Below are 26,918 nucleotides of genomic sequence, written 5' to 3' on the forward strand. Positions count from 1 at the left end.
CAGCCGGGGATCCTGAGTTCCCAAGGAGTTTATTCCCATCTACGCTTTAGAGAGTGAGGTGGTGACAACAAGAGAGTAACCTCTGTTGCCCCTTGCTAAGGTATAGACTTTTGTCTATAGATCTCATCGAGAAGTTCAATTTTTATCTATCCTAATTTGCAGCTAAGATGCTGCTTAAGATTTTTTACAGGATCTCAGCAAGTGTTCCAGTTTGGCCAAGATCCCTGGCCGAAGGAGGATTATGAGCTTGAACGGGCTGGTCACAACTGCATGGCTGATTCCCCTCTACGCTTTGGTGGCGTGGGCGGGAGCGCTGATCTGGTCCCCAGGAATCACCCGGCGCACGGGACCACGTCCGGCAGGTTATTTGAATGCCCTGCTGACCTTAGTGGCTTTCCTTCACAGTGTGGGAGCGCTGGTGGCGATTTGGGATCAGCCGGCGCAGGTCATTCGGTTGCCTTGGCTGCAGGTGGGGGATCTAATGTTAGAGCTGCCGCTGCAGGTGTCATCGGTAACTCTGGGGGCCTGCGCTGTGGTGACGGGTCTGAACCTGGTGGCCCAGATCTACGGCTTTGGCTACATGGAAATGGACTGGGGCTGGGCGCGGTTTTTCTCCCTGCTGGGCCTGTTTGAGGGGGGGATGTGTGCCTTGGCTTTGTGCGACTCCCTCTTTTTCAGCTACGTGATCCTGGAGATTTTGACCCTGGGCACTTACCTGTTGGTGGGCTTTTGGTTCAACCAATCGCTGGTGGTGACGGGAGCGCGGGATGCTTTTTTAACCAAGCGCATCGGCGACCTGTTGCTCTTGATGGGGGTAATCGCCATCTATCCCCTGACCGGCTCCTGGGAGTTTGAGGATTTGGCGGCTTGGGCTGAGGCGGTGCAGGCAGGATCTGTCACTGTGGATCCCACCCTGCTGGCCCTGGTAGGGCTGGGGTTGCTGGCCGGCCCCGTAGGCAAGTGTGCCCAATTTCCTCTGCACCTGTGGCTGGATGAGGCGATGGAAGGGCCGATCCCCTCGACGATCTTGCGCAATGCGGTGGTGGTGGGCACAGGGGCCTGGGTGTTGATTCGCCTGCAACCCCTCTACGAGCTTTCCCCAACGGTGCTGAAGGTGATGCTGACTATCGGCAGCTTGACGGCGGTGGGGGGATCCCTAGTGGCCTTGGCCCAGATCGATGCCAAGCGGGCCCTGTCTTATCTGGTGAGCGCCTACATGGGCTTGATCTTTGTGGCGGTGGGCACCGGTCATCCCCAGCAAGCCTATGGGTTGCTGCTGACCTATGCGCCCGCGATGGCCCTGTTGGTGATGGCGCTGGGCATGGTGATCTGGAACAGCATTACCCAGGATCTGCGCTATCTAGGAGGCTTGTGGTCGCGGCGCCCTATCTCGGGGCTGTGCTTCTTGACCGGGATGGCTGGAATCATCGCTTTGCCTCCCTTCGGCTCCTTTTGGGTGCTGACGGATCTCTGGCAGCAGTTGGTGCAACCGGGGCAGGGGTTGTGGGCGGCAGTTGTGCTGGTTACCAATGCGGTGACGGCGCTGGGGCTAACGCGGGTATTTGGCCTTGTTTGGGGGGGCAAACCGCAGCAGATGAGCGAGCGCTCGCCAGAGGTGCATTGGCCGATGATGTTGCCCAGCACCGCCATGATGGGGGTAACGCTGCACATGCCCATGATCCTATCGGCACTAGGTCTGATTCCCGCTCTGGAAGGGATCCCTGTTGGGGTAATGACGGGCTCCAGCTTGACAGGCATTGCCTTGGGAGCCTGGCTGTATCTGCGTCCGCAGCGGCAGCCGGTGGACTGGGCCTTCTTGGCCGACTGGCAGGATTTGTTGGCCAACGACTTCTACACCCCCAAGCTCTACCGGGCCAGTGTGGTGTTTGCGGTACGCATCATCTCTGAGGTTACAGCCTTGTTCGACCGCTATGTGGTAGACGGCTTGGTAAATTTGACCAGCTTGGCGGTATTGGCGGGTGGACAGGTTTTGAAATACACCACCTCTGGCCAGTTGCAAGCCTACGTGCTGACGATTGTGGTGGGGGTGGCCCTGCTGGGCTGGCTGATTCTCTAGGCTTGGGCAAGGTAGCGGGACGGAGTCCTTAGATAAAGAGGGAAAAGACCATGCTGAGTGCCTTGATTGTGTTGCCGATCTTGGGATCCCTGCTCCTGTTCTTAGGCTTGGGGGGGCGAAAGCTGGCGGTGGCCTTGGCCGGGATCCTGCTGGGGATCTCGCTGCTGCTGTTTGCCAACTTTGACCTGCAAGCGGAAGGGCTGCAGTGGGTGCAGCGGTGGGATTGGATCCCGGCAATTGGGCTGAGCTACTCCCTGGGCCTGGACGGGTTTTCCCTGCTGATGGTGGCTTTGAATGGGCTGCTCACGCTGATTGCGGTGCTGACAGCTGAGCCAGAGGTGAAGCGGCCCAACCTCTTATACGGCTGCATTTTGTTCATGAGCGGGTCGGTCAACGGGGCTTTTGTTGCCCAGAACCTGCTTTTGTTCTTCTTGTTTTACGAGCTGGTGCTGATCCCGATCTACCTGCTCATCTCCATTTGGGGCAGCCCCAAGCGGGATTATGCTGCCATCAAGTTTTTGATTTACACCGCCGTTTCCGCCATCTTTCTGTTGGGGGCCTTTTTGGCCATCTACTGGCTGGGGGATCCCCATAGCTTTGAGCTGCTGGAGATCCGCATCACCTCTCTCAGCCCTGTTGCCCAGACCTTGACGCTGTTGGCCTTGATCGTGGCTTTCGGCATTAAGATGCCGCTGATCCCCTTCCACACCTGGTTGCCTGATGCATACGGGGAGTCGTCGCCGCCAGTGGCCATCCTCCTGGGAGGGATCCTCTCCAAGTTAGGCACGTACGGTCTGTTTCGCTTTGGGCTGCAGTTGTTTCCCCAAGCTTGGGCCGACCTGGGCGGGATCCTAGCCTGGTGGGGAGCCATTGCCGTGTTGTCCGGGGCTTTGGCAGCCATCGCCCAAAAAGACATCAAGCGCATGGTGGCCTACAGCTCCATTGGCCACATGGGCTACATCTTGCTGGGCATGGCGGCAGCCACCCCCATTAGCCTGACCGGGGCGATGGTGCAGATGGTCTCCCATGGTCTCATCTTGGCGCTGCTGTTCGATTTGGTGGGCTTGGTGGAGCGCAAAGTGGGAACCCGCGATCTGGATGTGCTCAACGGCCTGCTCAACCCCTTGCGGGGCTTGCCCACGGTGAGTGCTCTGCTCATCTTGGGGGGGATGGCCAGCGCCGGGATCCCTGGCCTGGTGGGCTTTGTGGCGGAGTTTTTGATCTTCCAGGGCAGCTACCAAGATTTTCCTCTGCCCACTTTGATCAGCATCTGTGGCACCGGCTTGACGGCGGTGTACTTTGTGATTTTGCTGAACCGCACCTGCTTTGGCAGGTTGGACAACCGCACCGCCTACTACCCGCGCGTGCATGGCTGGGAGCGGATCCCGGGGCTTATTTTGACGGCCTTGATCGTTTGGTTTGGGATCCAGCCCATGAGCCTGGTGAAATGGCCACAACCCTTGGCGTTTACCCTATCCACCCAGGTGGCTCAAGCGCAAACGCTTATCCTGGCATCAGCCGGTGACCTTGCCCCCATCACCCTCTCTGGAGCCGATCCAGGCAAGCGGGAAACTCCCAGGAATTGAGATCCCAGCAGATGCCCCCTATGGAGCCAGGACTTTTGAAGAGTTGGAGACTTCTTCCATGACGACAACCCTTACAACCCGCAAGCTTCCCCCTTCTACCCACCCTTTTGCGGATGTAGTCCACCGCTTGGAGGCTGGGGGATCGATGCTGCCGGATACGCCGGAAAACCTGATGCAAATTATCGGCCTCTACAAAGCCTATGCGGTGCCGATGGACTTTTACTGGCGCGATCTGCTCTACATTGCCGAGCAGGTGTTTGTGGATCCCTTGCCCTTTTTTAAGTTCATCATTCCCGAAGAATATTTGAAGCTGGCCAACCACTACGCGGGGGATAATGCCGATTTGCGCATTTGGCGCGGCCCCGCTACGGCCCACCCGGAACTGCTGGAGTTCATGGAAAAAGGGGAGCTCAAGCGCAAGCTGCCGCGGATTTTGCATCACCTTTGGCATGACCGCATCAACATGGAATTTGCCGAAGAATGTATGCGGGCCATGCTCTGGCACCGGGATATGGGGGGCTTGCTGGATCCCTACATGGATTCCGAAGAATACAAGCAAAATGCCGACCGCGCCATCCGCGCCTATTGCCAGGGCAACCCCTTGTTGATGGGGCTATACAAGCTCTTCCCCGATATGTTTTTGGAGCTGTGCCGCCAGGCCACCATGTACTCGGTGTTGGGCCTGTTTTGGGAGGTGATGGCTCCGGTCTTTTTTGAGATGAGCGATCTCTACGATGAAGGCAAAATTACCAGCGTGCCGGAGGCGATGAACTTTCTGGTCAACGGGATCTTCGCCATTGCCGGACGACCCATCTACCATCGCGTGCGCATTCGGGGAGAATGGTACGATATTGTGCCCAAATCCAAGGGATTTACCTGGCTATATGAGGCCGCTTTCCCCTATGTAGAGGCCGTGTTTTATCGCACCTCTCCTTTCCGCGGCACCAAGTCCTACAACGCTCAGGCCAACGAAGTTCCCACCAACCAGTTGGACTTTCACTACGGGATCCTCTACGCCGATAAGTTTCCGGTGGGCACCGCCGGGATCCCGCCCACGCTCTTGCACCAGGATATGTACCACTTTTTGCCCCAGTATTTGGTGGAGTATTATCGCAAGCATTGCCGCGGCGAAGAGGACATGCTGATTCAATTGGGGGTTAGCTTCCAGCGCTCCATGTACAACGTCACCTCAGCCGTGATTCAGGCGGGAAGGGCCGCTTTCTTGTATCCCCTTGATGATCCAAATCCACGGCACTTGATGATGAACCGCCGTTATTTTGAGGGACAACTCAATCGCTTCACCCGACCGGAATATGGGATCCGGGAAGCAGCCCGCCTCGCCTACATTCAGGATCAGAATTATCGCTAGCCCGTGGCAACTTTAATGATCTCAAAGCCTTTCGAGCAGCAATCCAGTTAGCAACAACTTCACAGCAAAAGGATCCCGGCCATGCCCGATATTGTCGATATTGCGGTCTCTGCTGAGGGTTTTTCCACCTTGGTAACTGCCGTTAAAGCGGCAAACCTGGTAGACACTCTCAAAAGCCCTGGCCCCTTTACCGTTTTTGCCCCCACCGATGGGGCTTTTGCCAAGCTGCCTCCTGGCACCATCACCACCCTGGTGCAAAATATCCCCCAACTGACTCGCATCCTGTGTTACCACGTGGTGCCCGGCCGCTTGAAAAAGGCAGATTTGGCCAAGTACCAAAGTGTGGGCTCGGTAGAGGGATCCCCCATCGACTTGTTGATCGAAGGGGACGTTTTCGAGGTCAATAACGCCACCGTTATCCAAGCGGACATCGAAGCCGATAACGGCATCATCCACGTCATTGACACCGTCATCCTGATGCGGCCCCACTGGTTCTGGCCGATCATGAACTCTGCTTTGGCCGCCTCGGCCAGAGGATAAACGGATCCATCCTGAACGGAGGTTGGGGAAAGTGCCTTGGTGAACACTCTCCCCGGCTATGCCTTCCAATGGGTACGGTCAGAGATTTCTGCTCCGCGTGCAGTCTACACCATCCCCCAACCCCCACAGGGTAGGGGCTTTTGTCTCTTGGTAGCGGGGATTTTGCCATCTTTTAAACCCAGAGATGAATCCGAAGCTTGGCCTGATACGTAACTTATTTGGCCTGTTCTCTGACCGAGGAGCTTTTTCCATGTTGTTGATCGGTTTTGCCCTTCGGCCTCGTTCAATTTTCGAGGCTTTTTGCGGCTTTTGCCTGGTTGCTGTCTTGTTTCTCAGCGGTTAAGGAAGCTTTACAAATCTCACAACCCCACTTCTACCCATTGCTGATTTTGGCCCTGGGCACATTCACATTGCTCAGCCGCAGCCAGGACAATCTTTCGCCCAGGCCACAGGGCCGGTGGTCTTTGTCTTGAACATGTTGCCGAATCCAGGCAATCAGTCGGGGAATTTCCGACTGGAAGCCAACCTCACCCCTGAGCAAGTCTCCAGCTTTTTGGCCGGAGCTTACTACATCAACATTCACACGCAGGCCAACCCGCCGGGCGAGTTGCGAGCCCAGGTGGTTTTCCCTCGCTAAGGTTTGATCCAGTACCCCATCTGGGATCCCCGCAGGTGAGGGGATCCCTAATTTTTGCGGACGGATTGGCTGTTCTGTGAACTCCCCCACGGTCAGTCGGGCCGGCAGGACAGAGTTTCTGTGTAGCTCCTGGCCAGCAGCTTTCGGTAGTCCTGGAGCTGGCCTGCCAGTCCCCTTTACAGAGCGAGCTGTAGGCTTCACCTCTGGGCTAGCTGTGGAGCGCCAAGGGAATAACTACACAGGTTGCTGTCCGCCCACAATGGCCCGACAGCGAATGTAGGGGCCGCCTGCATCCACCTTGGCCGGTTGACCCTTGCCACAATGGCCGGATCCCAAGTCCCACAGGAAGTCCCGCGAGACGGCATCCACCGATTGCAGCACCTCAAAAGCATTGCCGGTGATGGTGACACCGCGCAGCAACTCCGCCAGCTTGCCATCGCGAATGCGGTAGGCCCGCTCTACCCCAAACATAAACTCGCCGGTGGAGTCCGCCTGCCCGTTCCTGGCCCCATCCAGGAAGTAGCCATCGGGAGTGCTGGCGATGATTTCCTCTAGCGTTTGGGATCCGGGCTCGATGAAGGTGTTGCGCATGCGGATCAAAGGCTCATCGGCGTATTCCCAGGCGCGGGCATTGCCGGTGGGCTCCACCCCAAAGTGGGCGGCAGTTTCGCGGTTGTGGAGATAGCTGACCAGAATGCCGTTTTGGATGATGGTGGTGCTTTGGGTAGGAACGCCCTCGTCGTCCACAGGAAGGGTTCCCCCTGCCCCTGGCATAAACTCCGAATGGCCGGAGTCTTTGAGAGTAACCAAGTCGCTGGCCACCCGCTGCCCCAGCTTGCCGGCAGCCACAGAACCCGCCAGGACAAAATCCGCTTCGACAGTGTGGCCAATGGCCTCGTGCACCAATAGCCCCACGATGGAAGGCGACAGAATAACCGTGGCCCATCCCCCTTCCGCGTAGCCTGCGGACAACAAGTCAACAGCGGTAGCAGCCGCCTTTTCCGCCATCTGCAAGGGATCCGAGCGGAACAGGCAATCCCATCCCCCCGTTACCCCAATGGCCTCGGAGCCACTGCTGAGCTGGCCGGCAGCTTCGGCCACCGCCTGAACTCGCAGCTCGGGGCGCACCAGACGAAAGGCCACATCCGCCCCATCGGTGGTGACAATGGCTTTTTCCTCGTAGATCTCGTTGTAGGTGCAACTGGCGGAGCTAATTTGGCGAGAGGCCTGCCGGGCCTGCGCCTCGGTTTCCAAAGCCAACTGGATCTTCGCCTCCAGCGGTTTGTTCAACACCTCCTCCACACCGGGCTCGCAGAACTCCCCTTGGGCCAGCCGCACACTGGGCAGGGATCCCAGCTTTTGCTTGCGGTAGTCGGCGCTGGCTTGGGCGGCACGGCGAGCTTCAGCGATGGCCTCCCGAATGGCAGCCGGCGAGGGATCCCCGGTGGCAGCAAAGCCCCAAGTGCCGGCCTCCAACACCCGCACCCCCACTCCGGAACGGCGACGAACCGCGGTGCGCTCAAGGCGGCCCTTCTCGGCAGTGATGCTGCGAAACACCTTGCCGTGGTAGCGCAGTTCCACAAAGCCAGAGCAGTCCCGAAGGATGTCGCGCAGAAGGTCTCGCATAGCAACAGGGAGATGGGTGTAGTCCTCAGTCCAGCATAGCCCGATCCTGGAAAGTCGATGAGCTGCCACGCCGAGTGAAAGCCCCGATCCCGTTCGTGTCAGCAGTGCGGAACATTTTGGCCAGGCCCGCCGTTAGAGGACAAAGTTAACCAGCTTTTTCGGCACCACCACCACTTTTTTGGGTGTTGCCCCCTCCAGGTATTTCTGCGCTGCTTCTGACCGAAGGGCCAACTGTTCCTGCTCCTCCGGCGTTACCTCGGCAGGGGCCTCAAACGAGCCGCGCAATTTGCCGTTCACCTGAATCACAATGGTCACCGTGTCGGCCACCAGCGCTGCCGGGTCATAGCTGGGCCAAGACTGCCGATGCACCGAGTCTGCGCCCCCCAGCGCCTGCCACAGCTCCTCCGCAATATGGGGGGCAAAAGGCGCCATCAGCAACACCAGCGTGCGGATCCCCTCTGCATAGACCGGCGAATCCGGGATCCCGGCCTCCCCCAGAGCATTGCTCAGCTTCATCAGCTCGGCAATGGCGGTGTTGAATTGATAATCGTTTTCCAGATCTTCGCTGACTTCCTTGATGGCGGTGTGGATGGCCCGGCGCAGATCTTTTTCCGCCTTGGTCAGGGATCCCACCTCGACCTTGGCCGGCAACAGCTCTGAGACCCTGCCCCGCCAGGACTCCGTCCCGCCACCGCGAACGACAAACTCGTACACCTGCCGCCAGACGCGGTTGAGAAAGCGAAATTGCCCCTCCACATCGGCATCGTCCCACTCCAGATCCTTCTCCGGCGGGGCCTTGAAGAGGATAAACATGCGGGCCGTATCCGCCCCGTAGTGGGCCAGCACCTCCTCGGGATCCACGCCGTTGCCCTTGGATTTGGACATGGTGGCATAGATCACTTCCAGGGGTTCGCCGGTCTCCGGATCTGTGGGGTTGTCGGGATCCTTCACCAGAGCTGCCGGGATCCAGCGATCCTTGCCGGACTTGTTGGGGTTGTAGTAAGTGCGCCCTTGCACCATCCCCTGGGTGAGCAGACGCAGGAACGGCTCGTCAAAATCCAGCAGCCCCCGATCCCGCAACACCTTGGTAAAAAAGCGGGAATAGAGCAGGTGCAGGATGGCGTGCTCGATGCCGCCCACGTACTGATCCACCGGCAGCCAGGCGTTCACCCGGTCTTTGCGGAAGATCTCTCGGTCGTTGCGGGCATCGCTAAAGCGCAGGAAGTACCACGACGAGCAGATGAAGGTGTCCATGGTATCGGTTTCCCGGCGAGCCTCCGCGCCACAGGTGGGGCACTTCACCTTCACCCAGTCCTCCAACTGGGCCAACGGGGATCCCCCTCGCCCCGTCAGCTCCACATCCTCCGGCAAGAGCACCGGCAGATCCTTCTCCGGCACCGGCACAATGCCACAGTGGGGACAATGGATCACCGGGATGGGACAACCCCAGTAGCGCTGCCGCGAGATCAGCCAATCCCGCAGGCGGTAGTTGATCTGCTTTTCCCCCAGCCCCTGGGCTTCCAGCCAGGCGATGGCTCTTTCCACGCTTTGCCCTGGGCCTTTGCCCACCGGGATCCCGTCTAGGGGGCCAGAGTTGATCATCACCCCTTCCCCCGTCCAGGCAGCCTGCAGTTCTGAGGACTCCGTCCCGCTGGCGCGATCCGTCGAGGATAAGGAACCCTCCGGCGGCTGCACCACCCGCTTGATGGGCAGGCCGAACTTGCGGGCAAACTCGAAATCCCGCTGGTCGTGGGCAGGCACGGCCATAATGGCCCCCGTACCGTAGCCCATCAGCACATAGTCGGCAATCCAGATGGGGATTCGCTCTTGGTTGACGGGGTTGATGGCGTAGGATCCCGTCCAAACCCCTGTCTTTTCCCGGTCTTCAGCGCTGCGCTCGATCTCGCTGCGGGCAGCGGCCTGGGCTTGATAGGCTCTGACGGCCTGCAGTTGCTCGGCAGTGGTGAGCTTGTCCACCAAGGGGTGCTCCGGCGACATCACCATGAAGGTGGCCCCCCAGAGGGTATCGGGCCGGGTGGTGAACACTGCCAGCTCGTCCCCCGCCTCGGTTTTGAAAATCACCTTAGCCCCCACCGATTGGCCAATCCAATTCTCCTGCATGGTGCGCACCCGCTCCGGCCAGCCGGAGAGCTTTTCCAGATCCGCCAGCAGTTGGTCGGCATAGGCGGTGATTTTGAAAAACCACTGCTTGAGCATGCGCTTTTCCACCAGGGCGCCGGATCTCCAGGAACGCCCCTCCGCATCCACCTGCTCGTTGGCCAACACCGTCTGATCCACCGGATCCCAGTTCACTGGCGCTTCCTTCTGGTAGGCCAGGCCGGCCTTGAAAAATTGCAGGAAGAGCCACTGCGTCCACTTGTAGTAGTCGGGGGCGCAGGTGGTGATCTCCCGCTCCCAGTCGTAGGAGAGCCCCAGCCGCTGCAGTTGCTCCCGCATCTGGGCAATGTTTTGGTAGGTCCACTTGGCCGGTGGGATCCCCCGGTCGATGGCGGCATTCTCCGCCGGCAGGCCAAAGGCATCCCAGCCCATCGGGTGCAACACCGCGTATCCCTGCATTCGTTTGTGGCGGGCAATTACATCGGTGATGGTGTAATTGCGCACATGCCCCATGTGCAGGTTGCCGCTGGGATAGGGGAACATGGACAGAGCATAAAATTTGCGGCTCCCGTCCTTCAGCTCTGGGGTGCGATCCAGCCCGATTTCACGCCAGTGGGCTTGCCACTTGCTCTCGATGGCCTGGGGATTGTAGCGCGCGTCCACGGTTCGATGCTCCTGGGAAAAAAGCGCATACGCTGGGAGATAGAAGCATTTTGACATACTCCCCACGCCAGTGCTCTCAAGCAAGGAACGGGATCCCTATTGGCGCTGACAAACCGACAAGCAGGGATCACAAGCAGGGATCAGTAGGTTTCTTCGTGCCACCTGTCTGCTTTCTTCAGTTCCTTCTGGAACTTGCTCCAATCCTGACCGGCTTGTTCCGCCAAAGGCCCCATGACGTTGTTGATCCCGTCCTCCATCCCCTTGAGGCCGCAGATGTAGGTGTAGGTGTTGGGCTGTTGCAGCATCTCCCACAGCTCGGCGCCGTACTCGGCCATGCGGTTTTGCACGTACATTTTCTTGCCATCGGGGGTTTGTTGCTCGCGGCTGATGGCGTAATCGACGCGGAAGCGATCCCCGTACTGGGCTTTCCAGGCCTCCAGATCCCCGTGGTAGAGCAAGGTGGAGGTGGTGGGCACCCCAAAGAACAGCCAGATCTTGCCCTGATAGTTGGGATCCTCCTCAAACAGGTGCTTGATGAAAGCGCGAAAAGGGGCAATGCCGGTGCCGGTGGCGATCAAGATCAGGTTGGCATTCTCATCTTCGGGCAGTAGGAAGGTTTTCCCCGATGGCCCCGTGATCATCACCTCGTCGCCTGCCTTCAAATCGGTGAGGAAGCCGGAGCAGACCCCCACCCCCGGCTGGCCTGTCTCTCTATCGACATATTCGGCCCGCTTCACGCTCAAAGAGACGGTGCGCCCCTCGCCATCATCGCCAAAGCGGGTGGAAGCAATCGAGTAGAGGCGGGGCTTGTGGGGCTTGCCCTTGGCATCTTCGCCAGGAGGGATAATGCCAACGCTTTGCCCTTCTAGGTAGCGGTAGTTGGGATCCGGCAAGCTGAGCACAATGTGCTTAGTCAGTCCGGGTGCTCCTTCACCGACAATGGAGTAGGTCTCCACGCAGTGGCCGATCAACGGTGCGTTGGGACGATACAGATTGACGACAACCTCTCGCTTTTCTGCGCTGGCAACCATACCTGCGATCTGCTCCTGGCACTGGGAGGAAATGAGTTTACATATAGCAAAATAGCAAACACCACAGCAGCCCGGCTGCTCAAATGGAACTTGTCAGAGGAGAAGCAGACGACCTTCGCCAGCCCCCCAGGCCGTCCTGAGAGCGGCAACCCCGGAAAAATAATCCCGGCCAAGCTCATCGGCCAAAAATATGGATTTTTTGTTAAATTGTTGCTTGTGGTGCCCACAGCTCTGGCCTGCCAGCGGCTTGTGATGTAACGGCTTTATTTGGTATCATGCAAGGCCGTAACAGTTGGTAACTTTCTAGAGCCTTTTTCTCAGTTTTGCCCTGCCCGTCCCCAAGGAGTTCCCATGGCAAGCAGTCCTGATCGTGTTGTGATGATTGGTGTCGCCGGAGATTCTGGCTGTGGCAAGTCCACCTTTTTACGCCGGCTGGGGGATCTATTTGGCCGGGATCTGATTACCACCATCTGTCTGGATGACTATCACTCCTTGGATCGCTACCAGCGCAAAGAGAAGGGCATCACGGCGCTGGATCCCCGCGCCAACAACTTCGACCTGATGTACGAGCAGGCCAAGGCGCTCAAGAACGGCCAAAGCGTGATGAAGCCCATCTACAACCACGAGACGGGGATGATTGACCCGCCGGAGCTGGTGGAGCCCAACCGCATCATCGTCCTAGAGGGGCTGCATCCCATGTATGACGAGCGGGTGCGCGAGCTGCTGGACTTTAAGGTGTACTTGGATCTGGCGCCGGAGATCAAGATTGCTTGGAAGGTGAAGCGGGACATGGCCGAGCGGGGCCACACCTACGAAGATGTGTTGCGCTCAATCGAGGCTCGCCGCCCGGACTTTGAAGCCTATGTCGATGTGCAGAAGCAGTACGCCGATGCCGTCATTGAGGTTTTGCCTACCCAGTTGTTGCCGGAGCTGGATCCAGAGCACAAAGTACTGCGGGTGCGGCTGATCCAGCGGGAAGGGGTGAAGTACTTCGACCATGTCTATCTCTTTGACGAAGGCTCCACCATTGATTGGATCCCCTGCGGCAAAAAGCTGACTTGTTCCTATCCAGGGATCCGCCTCCACTATGGCCCTTCCACCTACTTCGAGCACCCGGTTTCGATTCTGGAGATCGACGGCACCTTCGACAAGCTGGAAGAGGTCATCTACATCGAGAACCACCTGAGCAACTTGTCCACCCGCTACTATGGCGAGCTGACGGAACTGTTGCGCAAGCACCCGGAATACCCGGGATCCCGCAATGGCTCTGGTCTGATTCAGATCATCGTGGGCCTGAAGCTGCGCGCCCTCTACGAGCAAATTCGGGCAGAAGCCAAAGAGCTGGCGGTGGCTTCCTAGTGTTTGCCCCGCTTAGGGGATCCCTTCGGTAAAGTGTTGGTGCAGGTCGGCTGACCCAGCATAGGTCGGCAGTAGGGCTTCGGTGTATGCAGGGATTCCAGTTGGAGATCTTTCCGGAGGGCCCCGTCTTAATCCAACGGGCCATCGAGATTTGGCAAGCTCGGTCAGCCGCTGCCATTCGCGAGCGGGGACGCTTTACGGTGGCCTTGGCGGGAGGGAGCACCCCCAAGAAGCTGTATGCTGCCCTGGCCCAAACCCCAGGGATCCCTTGGCAACAAACCTGGCTGTTCTGGGGGGATGAGCGCTATGTTCCCCCGGATCACCCTGAAAGCAACTACCGCATGGTACGAGAAACCCTGCTGCAGCAGATCGGGATCCCGGCAGCTCAAGTTTTCCCCATGCCTACCCAAGCGGGGGATCCCCTTCGCGATGCTGCCGAATACGAGGCCACCCTACGGCAGATTTTCGGTGCAGAGTGCCCTTCTCTCGACCTGGTATGGCTGGGGGTGGGGGAAGACGGCCACACAGCTTCTCTATTTCCCGACACCGCCGCTCTGCAGGTGCAGCACCGCTGGGTGACGGTGGGGCAAAAAGGGCAGGAGCCGCGTCTAACCTTGACCTATCCTGTTCTGAACCAAGCAGCCCAGGTGGTGTTCCTGGTAACCGGAGCGAACAAAGCCCCCATCGTGAAAGAGGCGCTGACCACCGAGGCCCACCTACCCTGCCAGCGCGTAAACCCCAGAGGACGGCTGCTGTGGTTGCTGGATGCGGCGGCAGCAGCTCAACTGCCCCTGCCCTGTGTCCCGCTGCTCAGCTAAACAACAGGCGGGCTAACTGCCGATGGGATAGGATCCCCAGGCCCACCGCCCCCAAAATCATCCCAGCCCATTCCAGTGGCCACAGGTTTGATAGCCCCAGCGGCCAACGCACCAGGTTTCATGGGTCGAGAACCGGCGGGGCAGGGATCCCTCAGGGGGTACCGGGCAAATTCTTCAGTACTGGAATCACCAGCTCTTGGACGGGCAGCGCTACGGGCTGGGCGGAGTCACTGCTCAGGGAGCTGGATGGCGCAGAAGGGGAAGAGCTGGGGATCTCGCCCATGGGCCGCAGTTGCCAGCGGATGATCTGCTCGCCGCGGTAAAAGGTAACCAACAACTGATCCCCTTGCGATTGGATTTGCCAGGTGCCATCACCGCTGGTTACCGAAATATGGCCGCCGGAAAAGGGTGCATCCAAAGCCGGCCCCGATTGGCTCCAGATACGCCCGCCACCCGTTTCCAAGATCAATTGCACCGTCGCCCCCTGCCCCTGGCCGCTCAAAATTTGGCCGGTTCCGCTCCAAACTCGGGTTTCCGTCTGAGCCACGGCGGGTTGCCCAATCTGCAGAACCACGAGCAACAGCCCTGCCCAGCTCCAGTGACTTCGCAGCCCCCCTCTCCAATCGGGGAGGAAGGAAGAAGAGCGAGAGAAACAAGCCATTGCACTCACGTTGATACCACGCGCCGCGATAGGTCTAAAACAGACGAAGAAAAAGGCGAAAAGGTGTCGCAGGAAGCAATCCCTTACACAGTTTTTTTCACAGCTCGCTGAAAGCCTTTGGGATCCCTCTGCGCTCTCTTGGCTCTGGGTTAAGCCTGCTGCTGGAATCCGCCCTCGGCTTGATCCCAATCTAGCAATCTCCATCCCCCCAGACAGGATGTAACCTGAGACTCTGGCTGCGGGGATCCCCAGCAACTGTTTCGTCAATGCGCAGAGTCAAGACCCAGAGTGCCTCCGCCGCAATCGTAAGCCTCACTACTTGAGAGAAAGGAAACGCTCCAGAGCTGCCACCATTGCCGGTGGCCAACGGCGGACGGTTTTCACCCATTCCAGGTCGGCGTAGCGGGGATCCAGTCCTTGCACAGCCACCCAGTGACTTTCAGCCTCTCCCTGGCGACCCTGCGCCCAAAGAATGGCGCTGAGAGCAGCCCGCATATCTGGAAACTTCGGGTACTTGCGCACCAGAGCCCGCATCAAGCGCAGGGCAGCTTCTGTTTCACCCACCTGGTAGAGGCTCAGAGCATAGTTGGCCTGAGCGAAGGCGTAGTCGGGAGCCAATTCTGTGGCGCGGCGGTAGTCGGCCAAAGCCTGTTGCCATTGGCCCAGCCCTGCTTCCGCATTGCCGCGGTTGTTGTAGGCCGCCGCATCGTTGGGATCCAACTGCAACACTCGTTCGTAGTCTGCAATCGCCTCCTGCCACCGCCCCAGCCCCTCCAGAGCAGTTCCTCGATTTAGATAGGGATCCGGCGCCTCAGGGGCCAAACGAATGGCCTCAGCGTAATCCTCCAGAGCTGCCTGCAGTTGGTGCTGGCTGACACGGGCATTGCCCCGGTTGCTCCACAGGGCTGGATTATCAGGCTGGATCTGCAACAGTTGAGTCCACAGGGCTTCCGCCCGGGCAAAATCTCCCCTCTGAGTAGCCGCAAAGGCCTCCTCAAACAGTCGATCGATCTCGTGATCTACCCTGTTGCTCGCTGCCGTTGCCACCACACCCGATCCAGGCCAGATAGGGATCCCTAGCCAAAACAGCAGCCCCAGCAGCAGCGCAGGGAGTAGGTTGGGTACACTGACGGACTTCATGGCTGCAAAAACCACCTTGGATGGGGTGTCCCCACCTGAAGCCATCGCCGCAGGGGGTCTGATGGTTAGCGCGCCCTGGAGGACTCGAACCCCCGACATCCGGTTTTGGAGACCGACGTTCTACCAACTGAACTAAGGACGCATTGGCCAAAGGTTACACCCGCTTACCCAGTGTAGCAGGTACACCTAATTTTCAGAGGAGCTGTTCCTCAACTATCTGGGCTCTCTGCCTTAGCCTTGATGCGAGTGGCTTTGCCCACCCGATCCCGCAAATAGAACAGCTTGGCCCGACGCACTTTACCCCGCCGCAGCACCTGAATCGACTCGATGCGCGGGGAGTGAATGAGGAAAACCCGCTCCACGCCGATTCCCTGGAAAACCTTGCGCACCGTGATGGTGCGGTTAATGCCGGAGTGGCGCATGGCAATGACCGTGCCCTCAAAGGCTTGTACCCGCTCCTTGCCCCCCTCTTGAATGCGAACTCCCACCCGTACCTGATCCCCAACCCGAATCTCCGGCAGATCCGGCTTCATCTGGGCAGCTTCAATGGAGCGGATGATCTCCTCAGCGTTGATGCGAACGTTCATGGCCTTCCCGCGCTACCGGCAGTTAACCATGGTAACAATCGTCGCTGTTTTTTGTACAGAGCTGGCCGACATAGAGCTCAAGAGGTGGGAGACTGTGTTTACGCTTCCCCCATTTTTCCAATAGGCTAGACAAAGATAAAGCTTTTGTTACAAACGGGAGACTTTTGTGATCCTGCACACCGATGAGCCCAAGACGGGATCCCTGTCTACTCCCAGGCCTGCAGATCAGCCTCTGCCCCAGAGCAAACCCCGCCCCAAGAGATTTCCCTTCGGTTGGATGCTCTTGGGCTTGCTGTTGGCCGGCCTAGGGGGCAGCGGTCTCCTGATCCAGCGTCAGCTGCAGCAGCAGAGGGCAGAACGGCTGGAAAGATTGACGGTACCGGTTCAAGTGGTGGATCTGACCCAACGCCTGCGGGTGAGCGGCCAGGTGCAGCCGCTCCGCCAGGTGAATGTCAGCCCTCGCGAGTCGGGTCGCCTGGCGGAACTGTTGGTGGATCAGGGAGATGAAGTGGTGGCAGGGCAGTTATTGGCCCGGATGGACTACGGCGATCTCGCCAGTGGCATTCGCCAAGCCCAAGCCCGCATTCAAGAGCTGCAAGCCCGTCTAGCGGAGCAACAGGCCGGAGAGCGCCCCCAGGTGATCGCGGCGGCCCAGGCCAGGGTGGATGCTGCCCGGTCGCAGGTGGACTTGGCTCAGAGGGAGTTAGAGCGCATCCAGGCCCTGGTGCAGGCGGGGGTGGTAGCCCGCAGCGAGCTGGATCAACGCTCGGCCCGCCTGGAACAAGCGCAAGCGGATTTGCGAGCTGCTCAACAGGAGTTGGAGCGATTGCAACTGGGGAGCCGCCCGGAAACCCTACAGCAAATTCAAGCCCAAATTGCCCAGGCACAAGCCGAGCTGGCCCAACGGCAATCCCGGTTGGCTGACACCGAAGTCCGCGCCCCCTTTTCCGGTGTGGTGGTGCAGCGCTTTGCCGAGGTGGGATCCTTTGTAGCTCCCACAACAGCAGCTTCCGATGCCACCGCAGCTTCTTCCAGTTCCATTTTGGCGCTGGCTCAGGGAATTGAGGTGCGGGCAGAAGTGCCAGAAGCCCAGATTGCCCAGGTGCGGGTGGGTCAGCCGGTGGAGATCCGCTCCCTGGCCTACCCCGACCGCCTGGTGCAGGGGCGGGTGAAGCGGATTGCACCCGCTACGGTGGTGGTGCGAGAGGTAACCGTCTTTCGGGTCTTCGTTGAACCGGAGCCTGGGGCCGACTTTTTGCGCACCGGCATGACTGTTTCGGTGGATTTCATTGGGGATCCCCAGCCTCAGGCTCTGACGGTGCCCTCAGTGGCTATCCTCCGGGAGGAAAGCCAGGAAGGCGTGCTCCTGCTGGATCCCCAAACCCGGCGACCTGTCTATCGCCGCGTGGAAACGGGCATCACTCAGGGTGGAGTTACCCAGATCCTCTCCGGTCTGCAGGCAGGGGATCGGGTCTTTACTGCCCTGCCTCCTGGGGTGAACCTAGAGACTTTGATTAAAAGAGCGGAGCAACAGCCATGAGCCTGGCAACGGCGGCCAAAATGGCCTGGCAAATGGTGCGACGACATCGCCTGCGCACCGGGCTGAGCATGCTCGGGATCCTCATCGGCAATGCGGCGGTGGTGGCCATTGCCGGATTTGGCTATGCTGCCCAAGAGATGGCGGTGGATCAATTTCGCTCTCTGGGCACCAACTTGCTGATCGTCTTTTCGGCCAACTTGGGCCTGGTCGATGCCGGCAACATCCGCCCCCTCACTTTGGAGGATGTGCGAGCCATTGCTGCGGAAGTGCCTGCCGTGTCAGCAGCCGTCCCCAGCCTGGGCACCAATGTGCGCGCGGTGCGAGGTGGAGTGGATCGCCGCTACGAGGCCACCGGCACTTGGCCGGAGTATTTGTCGGTGTTGAACTTAGAGATCGAGGCAGGCCGCTTCCTCTTGCCCTCGGATATCGAGGAACAGCGCCCGGTGGTGGTGCTGGGCAGCGATGCCGCCAGCCAGTTGTTCGGCCTGGATCCCGCCGCTGCCATTGGGGAGACCGTCCTGCTGAACAACTTGCCCTTCGAGGTAATCGGCACTTTGCGCTCGAAGCCGACGGTGTTTGGCAACAGCGATGCCGGAGTGTTTCTGCCGGTGGATGTGGTGGCCAATCAGTTGGTCGGGCGGCGTTCCCCCTACGGCACAGAGCTGACGGCGATTTTCGTCTCGGCCCGCTCTGAAGCCGATCTGCCTGCTGCCGAGTTCCAAATCCGCAACCTGCTGCGCCAGCGGCACCAATTGGTGGGAGAAGATGACTTCATCATCCGCAACCAGAAAGTGCTCCTGGATGGGTCGGCCAGGATTTTGAGCCTGTTGCGGGTGCTGCTGACGGGCACGGCGGCCCTCTCCCTGCTGGTGGGAGGGGTGGGGATCATGAATGTGATGCTTATCTCAGTTGCGGAACGCACCCATGAAATCGGGCTGCGCAAGGCGATTGGGGCGGATAGCCGGCAGATTTTGCAGCAGTTTGCCGCCGAAGCGATTTTCATTGCCGTGACCGGGGGGGTGCTCGGGATCCTCCTCAGCAGCGGCCTGCTGGTGGCGGTGCAGGTGTTCACCCCCTTGGCCACCCAAGTCGATGGGGTGGCAGTGGGAGTGGCGTTCTCCCTGTCCACTGGGATTGGGCTAGTCTTTGGCATTTTCCCGGCCCGCAAAGCGGCGCAACTGGATCCCATTGAGGCCCTGCGGGCCTAGAGATCGTATCCAAACAGGCGGGGATCCGCCGGCTGCCAATTGAGATCCGCCAGGCCATATTCTGCCCAGCGGCGATCCACCAAGCGGGCCACCTCCGGATCTGGAGCAAGGGGCTCCCGCCAGGGAGCATCGGTTTCTGGGGGAATTTTGGTGGTGGCATCAATGCCCATCTTGCCCCCCAGACCCCGTTTTTCGGTGGCAAAGTCCAAGGTGTCAAAGGGGTTGTCCGCCAGAATAAACACATCCCGCTGCGGATCCACCCGCGAACACAGACACCAGAGCACCTGCCGTGGATCCCGCACATTGATATCCTTGTCCACCACGATCACAAACTTGGTGTAGCTAAATTGGGGCAGGGCGCTCCAAAAAGCCAAAGCCGCCCGCCGCGCCTGGCCAGGGTAGGCCTTGTCGATGGAGAGGATGGCTGCTTTGTAGCCCAGCGCCTCCATCGGCAAAAAGAAATCTACAATCTCCGGCACCTGCTGCCTGAGGATGGGGGTGTAGATGCGGTTCAGGGCCAGCGCCATCATGTCGTTTTCTTTGGGGGGCTTGCCGCTGAAGGTGGTGAGATAGATGGGATCCCGGCGGTGGGTCAGGCAGTGGAAGCGAATCAGAGGAGCCTGCTCGTTGCGGGGGCCGTAGTAGCCGATGTGATCTCCGGCAGGCCCATCGGGGGCCACTTCCCCAGGGGTGATGCTGCCTTCCAGAACGATCTCAGCATGGGCCGGCACCTGCAGATCCACCGTTTTGCACTGGGCCAGGTGCAACCCTTCTCCGGCATAGAGACCGGCAAACAGCCACTCCGACAGATCCACCGGCAGGGGTGTGGCCGCCGCCAGAATCACCACCGGATCCACCCCCACCGCCACCGCCACCTCCAACTTTTGGCCCAGGGCCGCCGCTTTGCGCAGATGCCGAGTCGCCCCCCGCACCGACAGCCATTGCACCGTCATGGTGTTGCGGCTTTGCAACTGCAGGCGGTACACCCCCACGTTGGGGATCCCATTTTCCGGGTCTTTGGTGACCATCAGGCCCAAGGTCAGCACCCGTCCGGCATCGCCGGGATAGACCCGCAACAGGGGCAATTGGGTGAGATCCACTTCCTCTCCCCGCAGCACCACCTGCTGACAGGGAGGAAGCAGATCCCGGCTGGGTTTAGCTTTGAGTACGCTAAACAGAGCTTGTCCCAACTCCACCGCCTGGGCAAAGGTTTTGGGGGGCCGTGGCTGGTAGAGCAAGGCCAATTTTTTCCCCAAGGTCTCCAGCTCCTGCGGCTGCTCCATCCCCATCGCCCAGCAGATGCGCTCCACCGTGCCCAAAACATTGATCAACAGCGGCATACGGGATCCCTTCACCCGCTCAAACAGCAGCGCCGGCCCCCCGCAGGCCAAGAGGCGATCGGCGATCTCGGCAATTTCCAGATCCGGATCCACTTCCGCGGAAATGCGGCGGAGCTGGCCACGGGATTCCAGCAGAGCAACAAAACGACGCAGATCTCTGGGCATGAAAGGGAACCTAAGGGCTTACTTGTCGCGATTGAGGGCTAACCCGCTCATGAAGGGCTTCTGCAGCGCAATAAACACCAGCAGCGGCGGGATACTGGCGATGATCGCTCCCAGCATCATGGGGCCATAGGAGGCCGAGCTATCCAGATTAAGCAGGGATTGCAGCCCCACCTGCACCACTTGTCGCTCTCGGCCTTGCACGATCAAGCGGGGCCACAGGTACATATTCCAAGCGTAAACGAAGTGAATCACCGCCTGCGCCCCGATGGCGTTCCAGCTCAAGGGGATCAGCACCTGGGTGAGAAATTGCAGCGGGTTGGCCCCGTCCAGTTGGGCCGCCTCCGCCAGCTCGCGGGGAATGTTGGAAAAATGCTGGCGAAACAAAAACGTGGCCGTGGCGCTGGCCAGAAAGGGCACGATTAAAGCGTAGTAGGTGGATCCCCAGCCCAAGTTGGTGACCAACCGCAGCAGGGCAATGATCAAGATTTCTGTGGGCATCATCAGCGTGATCAGCACAAAGCCAAAGGCCAGCCCTTTGCCGGGAAAGCGGAAGTACACAAAGGCCAGCCCGGCTAGCAGCGACAAAACCGTCTTGCCCACGGTGATCGCCACCGCCACGATGGTGCTGTTGACCATGTAGTGGCCCAAGTGCCGCGCCACCATCACCTGATGCCAGTTGAAGGCAAAAGAGGAGCCAAAGGTCAATTGATAGCGGAACACCTCGGCATTGTTCTGGGTGCTCACGATCAGGGCATACAACACCGGAAATCCCAGAACCAAGCAGGCCAGCACCAGGCCCAAATGCACATACCAACGCTCCGGGATCCAGCGCCGCCAACGCCAGGGAGAAGGCTCTACCCAAGTTGAATTGGGCTGGGCTACTTGAGATCGGGGATCCTGCAACAGTTGGGCCATGGCACCTCCAGACGGCGAACACCGATGAGCAGATGGGCTTTTGAGTCGATCTTCGGCTTCTCTTGTGAGGATAATCTGCCAGAGTTAAGGGCAACCTAAGGAAGGCCGGTCGCCTTAGCGGTGCGGAGCACCTCTGCCCAGACTTGCGAGTGCTTTCACCGGCGATGGGGAAACGGGTAGAGTAGAACAGCAGTATCTGGATAACCCAAGAGAGGATCCCATGACTCGAGGCTTTGGCCCCTTCGGCAAAATCCAAGAAGCGCTCAAGAAAGCCCAAGAGGTGCGCGATGGCGCTCAAAGGCTGCAAAAAGAGCTGGAAGAGATGGAGATCGTCGGCGAAGCCGGCAATGGGCTGGTGAAAGTGACGGTAAACGGCAACCAAGAACCCCTTAAGGTCTCTCTGGATCCCCAAGTGCTCCAGGAGTCGGTGGATGTGGTAGAAGACTTGCTCCTGACGGCGATGGTGAACGCCTACACCCAATCTGCTGAGACGATGCGCAAACGCATGGAAGAGCTGACCGGAAACATCAGTCTGCCGGGGTTGGGACTGGGTTGAGCCCCACTTGCTTAACCCCGCTTGCTTAACTCTGTATGTACACTCGCCCCTTGGCTCGCCTCATCGAAGAGCTGCAACGGCTGCCCGGCATTGGCTCCAAAACCGCTCAGCGCCTAGCTCTCCACTTGATCAACCGGCCTGCCGGCGAGATCGAGGCCCTGGCCAAAGCCCTGCTGGAAGCCAAGCAAACCGTTCGGCACTGTTCCATCTGCTTCAACTGGTCGGCGGAGGATCCCTGTGAGATTTGCCGTTCGCCGCAGCGGGATCCCTCGCTGTGGTGCGTGGTGGCCGATGTCAAAGATTTGATTGCGATGGAACGCACCCGCGAGTTCAAGGGGCTTTACCACGTTTTGGGTGGCCTCATCTCCCCCATGAACGGGATCGGGGTCGATCAACTGCACATCCGCGAGCTGGTGGCTCGGGTGGCACGGGAAAAACCGCAGGAGCTGATCTTTGCCATCAGCCCCAGCGTAGAGGGGGAAGTAACCATGCACGTGGTCAAGGATTACCTGAAGCCGGTTGCCCCCACCTTGCGCATGACCCGCCTGGCCTTCGGCCTGCCCATGGGATCCGAGCTGGAATATGCCGACGAGGTTACCCTGGCCCGTGCCTTGGAAGCGCGGCAGGAGTTGTGAGCCGCTCAGCCCATCAATCGCAGCCGGTTACCCCCTCCGCGCAGTAGGTGCTCCACCAGGGGTTGAAGTTGGCAGGATCCTCCGGCAGAGTGCTGATGTTCAGAAGTTCCTGGAAGCTGCTGTTGCGGCCTCCGTAGCGCAGGTGCATGTGCACCGGATCCCCGTGGGGTGCCCGCAGAATCACATAGGTGAAGGTCTCGCAACTGGCGTCTGCTCCAGGCCGCAACTGAAACAAATCCCAGATGGAACTTAAGGAGCGCTCAGGGTAGTAGAAGGGATCCGGCGCAGCCCCCCGATAGGCGTAGCGACAATTTTCCGCCAGGGGCTTTTTCCCCTCCAGATCGGCGTAGAAGGAGAAGAACTCCATCTTCTCAAACTTCACCCGCTTTGGATTGCGCGGATCGTTGGCCGATTGTTCCAGGGACGTATCCAGAGTGAAAACACCATCAATTCCCAGGTAGGGCACTTTATAAGCATTGGGGGACACAATCTGCAGCTCTAAGGCTGCCGCAGCCGCTCCAAAACCCAAGAGACTCAAGCTGCCGATCAGCCAGGCTAGGGCCGTTGAAGAACCAATTTGGCGAGAGAGCATAAAACTTTGTTGTGCCTGTGTTGTGCAGTAAACTGCAGAGCAGTTTAGGGGAAGCTTTGAGCTCGTACCATCCCACTGGGGGGCATCTGGCGAGAAATTCGCCGACTGCAGGTGCAGCTTTGAGGAACGGGATCCTAAGACAAGGCGGTAGAATTGAGGTCAGGCTCACCGTAGAGGGGCCAGGTTGGCTGCCCAAGCCTGACTGTCTGGAAACTGTTTTGAAAGCGAGGAAAACCCCGTGGAGCTAGCTGAGATTGAGGAGTTGATGAACAAAGCTGTGCAAGCCACACAGCGCTCCTTTAATACGGTGCGCACCGGGCGGGCCAATTCCAGCCTGCTGGATCGCATTCAGGTGGAGTACTACGGCGTGCCCACTCCCCTCAAGGCCCTGGCCAGCCTCACCACGCCAGACTCCAGCACTCTCTTGATCCAGCCTTTTGATCCCTCGACCTTGGCGGCCATTGAGCGGGCCATTGTTGCCTCTGACCTAGGTCTAACCCCCAGCAACGACGGCAAGGTGGTGCGGCTCACCATTCCCCCCCTGACGGAAGAGCGCCGCAAAGAGCTGAGCAAACAGGTGGCCAAGCTAGCCGAAGAGGGGCGAGTCTCAATCCGCAACATCCGGCGGGATGGCATCGACTCGGTGCGCAAGCGGGAGAAAAACGGCGAGCTGTCTGAAGATGAGTCCAAAAGCTTGCAGGATGACATCCAGAAGCTGACCGACCGCTATATCAAAAAGATCGATGAGCTGCTGGCAGAAAAAGAAAAGGAGCTGACGACGCTGTAAAAGCTCCTTGTGGACATAACTCCCCACGCTACTGGCCTGCTTCTGCATAGCCGTAGGACGGGGTTATGACCCAATTTTTTGATAAAAACCCGGACACCCGTCCTGAAACTTAGCTTCGAGGTTTTCACTTGCCCCTCGGAGTTGAGCAGCCCTTCATTTCTTCTTGTCCGACTCCAACAAGAGGGATCCTGGCTTAGGCCAGGATGGAAGGGGGGAAAACGACAACTCTTGCCGCAATGGATCTGATCCTGTGCCATCAATCGGCGGATTTCGACACCCTAGGGGCGGCGGTGGGAGCGGCGCGCCTGTATCCGGGTGCCCGCATTGCCTTGGCCGGGGGATCCCTGCCGGGGGTGCAGGAGTTTTTGGCCTTGTACCGAGATGAATTTCCCCTCATCGAGCTGCGCTCTGTGGATCCGGGACAGGTGCAGCGGTGGATTGTGGTGGACTGTCACGATCCGGATCGCTTGGGCAAAGCTGCCGCTTGGTTGAGCGTCCCCGGCACCCAAATCGAGATTTTCGACCATCACCTCAGGGATCCGGAAACCCCACCGGATGGCTTTTGGCCGCAGCAGCAGGTGAACTGTCATATCGAGGCCGTGGGGGCCACCTGTACCTTGCTGGTGGAGCGGCTGCAGGCTGCTGGGATCCCTCTCAGCCCTTTTGAGCGGCTGGCGCTGGCTTTGGGCATTCACATGGATACGGGATCCCTGACCTTCCCGGAGACCACCGCCCGCGATGCTGCTGCCCTGAGCTGGCTGTTGGATCAGGGGGTGAACCTGGTCTTGTTGCGGCGCTTTTTGGGGGATGGCCTCACCCCAGAGATGCGCGAACTGCTCAGCCAGGGGCTGGCCCAGATGCAGGTGCAGCAGGTGGGAGAGTATCGCCTGGGAGAGTGGCTGCTGGAGCTGCCGGAGTTTGTGCCCGGCCTAGCCGGCCTGGTGATGCGGCTGATGGATCTGACGGGAGTGGATGTGCTGCTCTTGGTGGCGCGGCAGGGGGAGCGGCTCAGCCTGATCGGGCGGGCGCGGCAGGAGTTTGCCCAGTTGGGCAGGGTGATGGCCCTCTACGGCGGCGGTGGACACGATTGTGCTGCAGCAGCCACGTTAAAAGCCAGCCCAGAGCAGCCTTTGCCCAACCCGGCCCAAGTCATGGCGGCCCTCAGGCAGGCTGTCCAAGAGCGGATCCCGCCCCCGGTGACGGCCAAAGATTTGATGTCGGCTCCGGTGCGCACCATCCGACCGGAGATCACCATCGACGAGGCCCAGCGGGTGCTGCTGCGCTACGGCCATTCCGGCCTGGTGGTGGTGGACGCTCAAGGTCGCCTGGTGGGGGTGATCTCGCGGCGGGATATCGATATCGCCCTGCATCACGGGTTTGGCCATGCCCCCGTCAAGGGCTACATGACCACCGACGTGAAAACCCTCTCCCCCGACACCCCCTTGGCGGAGATTCAGCGGTTGATGGTGCAGTGGGATATTGGCCGCCTGCCGGTTCTCCAGGATGGACAGTTGGTGGGCATTGTAACTCGCACCGATGTGTTGCGGCACCTACACGAGTTGCCGGCCCTCTCACCGCAGTTGGCTTTGCCCACCCTTTCCTGCCCTTTGGATCTCGCCTTCGCGGCCCTGTCGGAGCGGCATCGACAGTTGCTGGAGCAGGCCGCCCACATCGCCGATGAGAAGGGCCTGAGGTTGTATCTGGTGGGGGGAACGGTGCGGGATCTGCTGCTGCACCGGTGGGGACGGCAGCCCTCACCCAACCTGGAGCGGCTGGATCTGGACTTGGTGGTGGATGGGCCCTACTCTCCGGCCCTGGATGGGATCGATCCCCCGGGCTGGGGCTTGATTTTGGGACAAGCGCTCAAACAGCACTTCCCAGAAGCGCGGCTGGAGATCCACGGCAAATTCCAAACGGCGGCCTTGATCTGGCCAGGCGGCTTTTGTGTGGATATCGCCAGCGCCCGCACGGAGTTTTATCCCTACCCGGCCTCTCCCCCCGAAGTGGCCATGGGATCCATTCAGCAAGACCTCTATCGGCGGGATTTTTCCATCAACGCCTTGGCCTTGCGCCTCAACGGCCCCCAGCGAGGACAGGTGCTGGATTTTTTCGGCGGACAAGCGGATCTGCAACAGGGGATCATCCGGGCATTACACCCCAACAGCTTCATCGAGGATCCCACCCGCATTTATCGGGCGGTGCGCTTTGCGGTGCGCTTGGGCTTCGCCCTGGACTCGACCACAGAAAAATGGATCCGCGCTGCTGTGGCCAGTGGTCTGCACGATGCCGTCGGCGGGGATCGCCTCAAGCAGGAGCTGGCCTACATTCTCGGATCCCGCGATTGGCCCCAAGCCTTTGAGCAGCTGGCAGAATGGGGGGCTTTGCGCTGTATTCACCCCGACCTGGAGTGGGATCCCTCCCTGTGCCGGCGGTTGCAACGGGTGGGCCGCTGGGCCTATCACTTTCGCCGCCGCTATCCTGAGCTGGGATCCCAGGAGATCTGGCAACTGCGCCTAGAGGCTCTCCTCCTCACGCTGCCCCAAGCCCCCCAGGTGGCCAGCCAACTCCACCTTACCCAAGCAGGCATCGAACGCCTCAGCCATTCCTCCTATTACCAAACCCTGTTGGCCCAATTGGACCCCGGCACCCTCTCTCCGGCCCAGGTGGTGCAACTGCTGCAGGGGCTGCGGATCCCGGCGGTGATTTTGTTGGCTGGGATCGCCCCCAAGCCGGCCCGGCGGTTGATCTGGCGCTACTTGCAGGAGTGGTACTGGGTGAAGCCGCTCCTCAACGGCCACGATCTGCGTCGTCTGGGTTACAAGCCAGGTCGCCCCTTCCAAGCCATTTTGGAGCAACTGCGTTGCCTCACCCTGAACGGCGAACTCACCACCCCGGCAGAAGCTGAAGCCTGGCTACAAGAACACTTCCCCCTGCCGCAAGCTCAATACCGAGGAAGAAAGTAGAAGGG

Annotated in this window: 21 protein-coding genes, 1 tRNA gene and 1 pseudogene; 13 read left to right on the forward strand and 10 right to left on the reverse strand. The window is 59.6% G+C overall.

Translation table 11 applies throughout. The features are described from left to right. Nucleotides 1-241 precede the first annotated feature (241 nt). From CYB_RS13670 to CYB_RS13690, 5 genes and pseudogenes are all read left to right on the forward strand, one after another. Nucleotides 242-2,077: an NAD(P)H-quinone oxidoreductase subunit F gene (locus CYB_RS13670; RefSeq protein ID WP_011434414.1), complete on the forward strand. Its 1,836-nt coding sequence runs from the start codon at nucleotides 242-244 to the stop codon at nucleotides 2,075-2,077. Between the two features lie 50 nt (nucleotides 2,078-2,127). Then, entirely contained in the window at nucleotides 2,128-3,663 is a 1,536-nt protein-coding gene (locus tag CYB_RS13675) for an NADH-quinone oxidoreductase subunit M (RefSeq protein ID WP_011434415.1), read from the forward strand. 58 nt (nucleotides 3,664-3,721) lie between these two features. Next, nucleotides 3,722-5,032, forward strand: a complete 1,311-nt coding sequence (locus tag CYB_RS13680; protein WP_011434416.1) for a CO2 hydration protein — start codon at nucleotides 3,722-3,724, stop codon at nucleotides 5,030-5,032. 81 nt (nucleotides 5,033-5,113) lie between these two features. Continuing rightward, nucleotides 5,114-5,572, forward strand: a complete 459-nt coding sequence (locus CYB_RS13685; RefSeq protein ID WP_011434417.1) for a fasciclin domain-containing protein — start codon at nucleotides 5,114-5,116, stop codon at nucleotides 5,570-5,572. Nucleotides 5,573-5,936: 364 nt separating this feature from the next. Continuing rightward, nucleotides 5,937-6,209 (forward strand): annotated as a pseudogene (locus CYB_RS13690) (CHRD domain-containing protein); the annotation flags it as partial. A gap of 234 nt (nucleotides 6,210-6,443) precedes the next feature. On the opposite strand, the gene CYB_RS13695 reads toward CYB_RS13690, so the two are convergent. From CYB_RS13695 to CYB_RS13705, 3 genes are all read right to left on the reverse strand, one after another. Then, nucleotides 6,444-7,835 carry a TldD/PmbA family protein gene (locus CYB_RS13695; protein ID WP_011434419.1) on the reverse strand — a complete coding sequence of 464 codons (1,392 nt, stop codon included), beginning with the start codon at nucleotides 7,833-7,835 and terminating at the stop codon, nucleotides 6,444-6,446. A 132-nt stretch (nucleotides 7,836-7,967) separates the two neighbouring features. Continuing rightward, entirely contained in the window at nucleotides 7,968-10,673 is a 2,706-nt protein-coding gene (gene leuS, locus CYB_RS13700) for a leucine--tRNA ligase (protein ID WP_049749604.1), read from the reverse strand. Between the two features lie 83 nt (nucleotides 10,674-10,756). Further along, nucleotides 10,757-11,647, reverse strand: coding sequence for a ferredoxin--NADP(+) reductase (locus CYB_RS13705; RefSeq protein ID WP_011434421.1), 891 nt, complete (start codon nucleotides 11,645-11,647; stop codon nucleotides 10,757-10,759). 351 nt (nucleotides 11,648-11,998) lie between these two features. Here CYB_RS13705 and CYB_RS13710 point away from each other — a divergent pair, with 351 nt between their 5' ends. Continuing rightward, nucleotides 11,999-13,006, forward strand: a complete 1,008-nt coding sequence (locus CYB_RS13710) for a phosphoribulokinase (RefSeq protein ID WP_011434422.1) — start codon at nucleotides 11,999-12,001, stop codon at nucleotides 13,004-13,006. An 86-nt stretch (nucleotides 13,007-13,092) separates the two neighbouring features. Further along, entirely contained in the window at nucleotides 13,093-13,824 is a 732-nt protein-coding gene (gene pgl, locus CYB_RS13715) for a 6-phosphogluconolactonase (RefSeq protein ID WP_011434423.1), read from the forward strand. 151 nt (nucleotides 13,825-13,975) lie between these two features. On the opposite strand, the gene CYB_RS13720 is transcribed toward pgl, so the two are convergent. From CYB_RS13720 to rplS, 4 genes are all read right to left on the reverse strand, one after another. After that, on the reverse strand, nucleotides 13,976-14,398 hold the full coding sequence (locus CYB_RS13720) for a hypothetical protein (protein WP_148202781.1): 423 nt from the start codon (nucleotides 14,396-14,398) through the stop codon (nucleotides 13,976-13,978). 402 nt (nucleotides 14,399-14,800) lie between these two features. After that, nucleotides 14,801-15,625 (reverse strand): tetratricopeptide repeat protein, encoded by an 825-nt coding sequence (locus CYB_RS13725; RefSeq protein WP_041437723.1) that lies wholly within the window; start codon nucleotides 15,623-15,625, stop codon nucleotides 14,801-14,803. Between the two features lie 69 nt (nucleotides 15,626-15,694). Next, nucleotides 15,695-15,767 (reverse strand) — tRNA-Trp (locus CYB_RS13730). A 67-nt stretch (nucleotides 15,768-15,834) separates the two neighbouring features. After that, nucleotides 15,835-16,200 (reverse strand): 50S ribosomal protein L19, encoded by a 366-nt coding sequence (gene rplS / locus CYB_RS13735; RefSeq protein ID WP_041437725.1) that lies wholly within the window; start codon nucleotides 16,198-16,200, stop codon nucleotides 15,835-15,837. Between the two features lie 178 nt (nucleotides 16,201-16,378). On the opposite strand from rplS, the gene CYB_RS13740 reads away from it, so the two are divergent. Continuing rightward, the gene (locus CYB_RS13740; protein ID WP_011434428.1) at nucleotides 16,379-17,752 is read left to right on the forward strand and encodes an efflux RND transporter periplasmic adaptor subunit; all 1,374 of its coding nucleotides are present in this window, start codon (nucleotides 16,379-16,381) and stop codon (nucleotides 17,750-17,752) included. After that, on the forward strand, nucleotides 17,749-18,960 hold the full coding sequence (locus CYB_RS13745; protein ID WP_011434429.1) for an ABC transporter permease: 1,212 nt from the start codon (nucleotides 17,749-17,751) through the stop codon (nucleotides 18,958-18,960). Before CYB_RS13740 ends, CYB_RS13745 begins: the two co-directional genes overlap by 4 nt. Here the strand turns inward: CYB_RS13745 and CYB_RS13750 are convergent. Beyond that, nucleotides 18,957-20,465: a UbiD family decarboxylase gene (locus CYB_RS13750; protein WP_011434430.1), complete on the reverse strand. Its 1,509-nt coding sequence runs from the start codon at nucleotides 20,463-20,465 to the stop codon at nucleotides 18,957-18,959. The genes CYB_RS13745 and CYB_RS13750 overlap by 4 nt on opposite strands. 18 nt (nucleotides 20,466-20,483) lie before the next feature. Beyond that, nucleotides 20,484-21,380 (reverse strand): carbohydrate ABC transporter permease, encoded by an 897-nt coding sequence (locus tag CYB_RS13755; protein ID WP_148202782.1) that lies wholly within the window; start codon nucleotides 21,378-21,380, stop codon nucleotides 20,484-20,486. A 220-nt stretch (nucleotides 21,381-21,600) separates the two neighbouring features. Between CYB_RS13755 and CYB_RS13760 the strand changes: the two genes are divergently transcribed. Continuing rightward, the gene (locus CYB_RS13760; protein ID WP_011434432.1) at nucleotides 21,601-21,936 is read left to right on the forward strand and encodes a YbaB/EbfC family nucleoid-associated protein; all 336 of its coding nucleotides are present in this window, start codon (nucleotides 21,601-21,603) and stop codon (nucleotides 21,934-21,936) included. Nucleotides 21,937-21,971: 35 nt separating this feature from the next. Further along, nucleotides 21,972-22,571 (forward strand): recombination mediator RecR, encoded by a 600-nt coding sequence (gene recR / locus CYB_RS13765; RefSeq protein WP_011434433.1) that lies wholly within the window; start codon nucleotides 21,972-21,974, stop codon nucleotides 22,569-22,571. A 13-nt stretch (nucleotides 22,572-22,584) separates the two neighbouring features. On the opposite strand, the gene CYB_RS13770 is transcribed toward recR, so the two are convergent. Further along, a complete protein-coding gene (locus tag CYB_RS13770; protein WP_011434434.1) occupies nucleotides 22,585-23,163 on the reverse strand; it encodes a hypothetical protein in 579 nt (192 codons plus the stop codon). 238 nt (nucleotides 23,164-23,401) lie between these two features. On the opposite strand from CYB_RS13770, the gene frr reads away from it, so the two are divergent. Both frr and CYB_RS13780 read left to right on the forward strand, forming a co-directional pair. Further along, a complete protein-coding gene (frr, locus tag CYB_RS13775) occupies nucleotides 23,402-23,950 on the forward strand; it encodes a ribosome recycling factor (RefSeq protein ID WP_011434435.1) in 549 nt (182 codons plus the stop codon). A gap of 236 nt (nucleotides 23,951-24,186) precedes the next feature. After that, nucleotides 24,187-26,913, forward strand: coding sequence for a CBS domain-containing protein (locus CYB_RS13780; protein ID WP_011434436.1), 2,727 nt, complete (start codon nucleotides 24,187-24,189; stop codon nucleotides 26,911-26,913). Nucleotides 26,914-26,918 lie beyond the last annotated feature (5 nt).

It is taken from the genome of Synechococcus sp. JA-2-3B'a(2-13), from assembly GCF_000013225.1.
Classification (GTDB): domain Bacteria; phylum Cyanobacteriota; class Cyanobacteriia; order Thermostichales; family Thermostichaceae; genus Thermostichus.

What these genes read in the sequence shown, in the direction of transcription:
- CYB_RS13780 (WP_011434436.1), top strand. Translation starts at nt 24,187, where the DNA reads ATGGATCTGATCCTGTGCCATCAATCGGCGGATTTCGACACCCTAGGG.
- leuS (WP_049749604.1), bottom strand. Translation starts at nt 10,673, where the DNA reads ATGTCAAAATGCTTCTATCTCCCAGCGTATGCGCTTTTTTCCCAGGAG.
- CYB_RS13725 (WP_041437723.1), bottom strand. Translation starts at nt 15,625, where the DNA reads ATGAAGTCCGTCAGTGTACCCAACCTACTCCCTGCGCTGCTGCTGGGG.
- pgl (WP_011434423.1), top strand. Translation starts at nt 13,093, where the DNA reads ATGCAGGGATTCCAGTTGGAGATCTTTCCGGAGGGCCCCGTCTTAATC.
- CYB_RS13680 (WP_011434416.1), top strand. Translation starts at nt 3,722, where the DNA reads ATGACGACAACCCTTACAACCCGCAAGCTTCCCCCTTCTACCCACCCT.
- CYB_RS13750 (WP_011434430.1), bottom strand. Translation starts at nt 20,465, where the DNA reads ATGCCCAGAGATCTGCGTCGTTTTGTTGCTCTGCTGGAATCCCGTGGC.
- CYB_RS13685 (WP_011434417.1), top strand. Translation starts at nt 5,114, where the DNA reads ATGCCCGATATTGTCGATATTGCGGTCTCTGCTGAGGGTTTTTCCACC.
- CYB_RS13705 (WP_011434421.1), bottom strand. Translation starts at nt 11,647, where the DNA reads ATGGTTGCCAGCGCAGAAAAGCGAGAGGTTGTCGTCAATCTGTATCGT.
- CYB_RS13675 (WP_011434415.1), top strand. Translation starts at nt 2,128, where the DNA reads ATGCTGAGTGCCTTGATTGTGTTGCCGATCTTGGGATCCCTGCTCCTG.
- CYB_RS13670 (WP_011434414.1), top strand. Translation starts at nt 242, where the DNA reads ATGAGCTTGAACGGGCTGGTCACAACTGCATGGCTGATTCCCCTCTAC.
- CYB_RS13755 (WP_148202782.1), bottom strand. Translation starts at nt 21,380, where the DNA reads ATGGCCCAACTGTTGCAGGATCCCCGATCTCAAGTAGCCCAGCCCAAT.
- recR (WP_011434433.1), top strand. Translation starts at nt 21,972, where the DNA reads ATGTACACTCGCCCCTTGGCTCGCCTCATCGAAGAGCTGCAACGGCTG.
- CYB_RS13760 (WP_011434432.1), top strand. Translation starts at nt 21,601, where the DNA reads ATGACTCGAGGCTTTGGCCCCTTCGGCAAAATCCAAGAAGCGCTCAAG.
- CYB_RS13710 (WP_011434422.1), top strand. Translation starts at nt 11,999, where the DNA reads ATGGCAAGCAGTCCTGATCGTGTTGTGATGATTGGTGTCGCCGGAGAT.
- CYB_RS13770 (WP_011434434.1), bottom strand. Translation starts at nt 23,163, where the DNA reads ATGCTCTCTCGCCAAATTGGTTCTTCAACGGCCCTAGCCTGGCTGATC.
- CYB_RS13745 (WP_011434429.1), top strand. Translation starts at nt 17,749, where the DNA reads ATGAGCCTGGCAACGGCGGCCAAAATGGCCTGGCAAATGGTGCGACGA.
- CYB_RS13695 (WP_011434419.1), bottom strand. Translation starts at nt 7,835, where the DNA reads ATGCGAGACCTTCTGCGCGACATCCTTCGGGACTGCTCTGGCTTTGTG.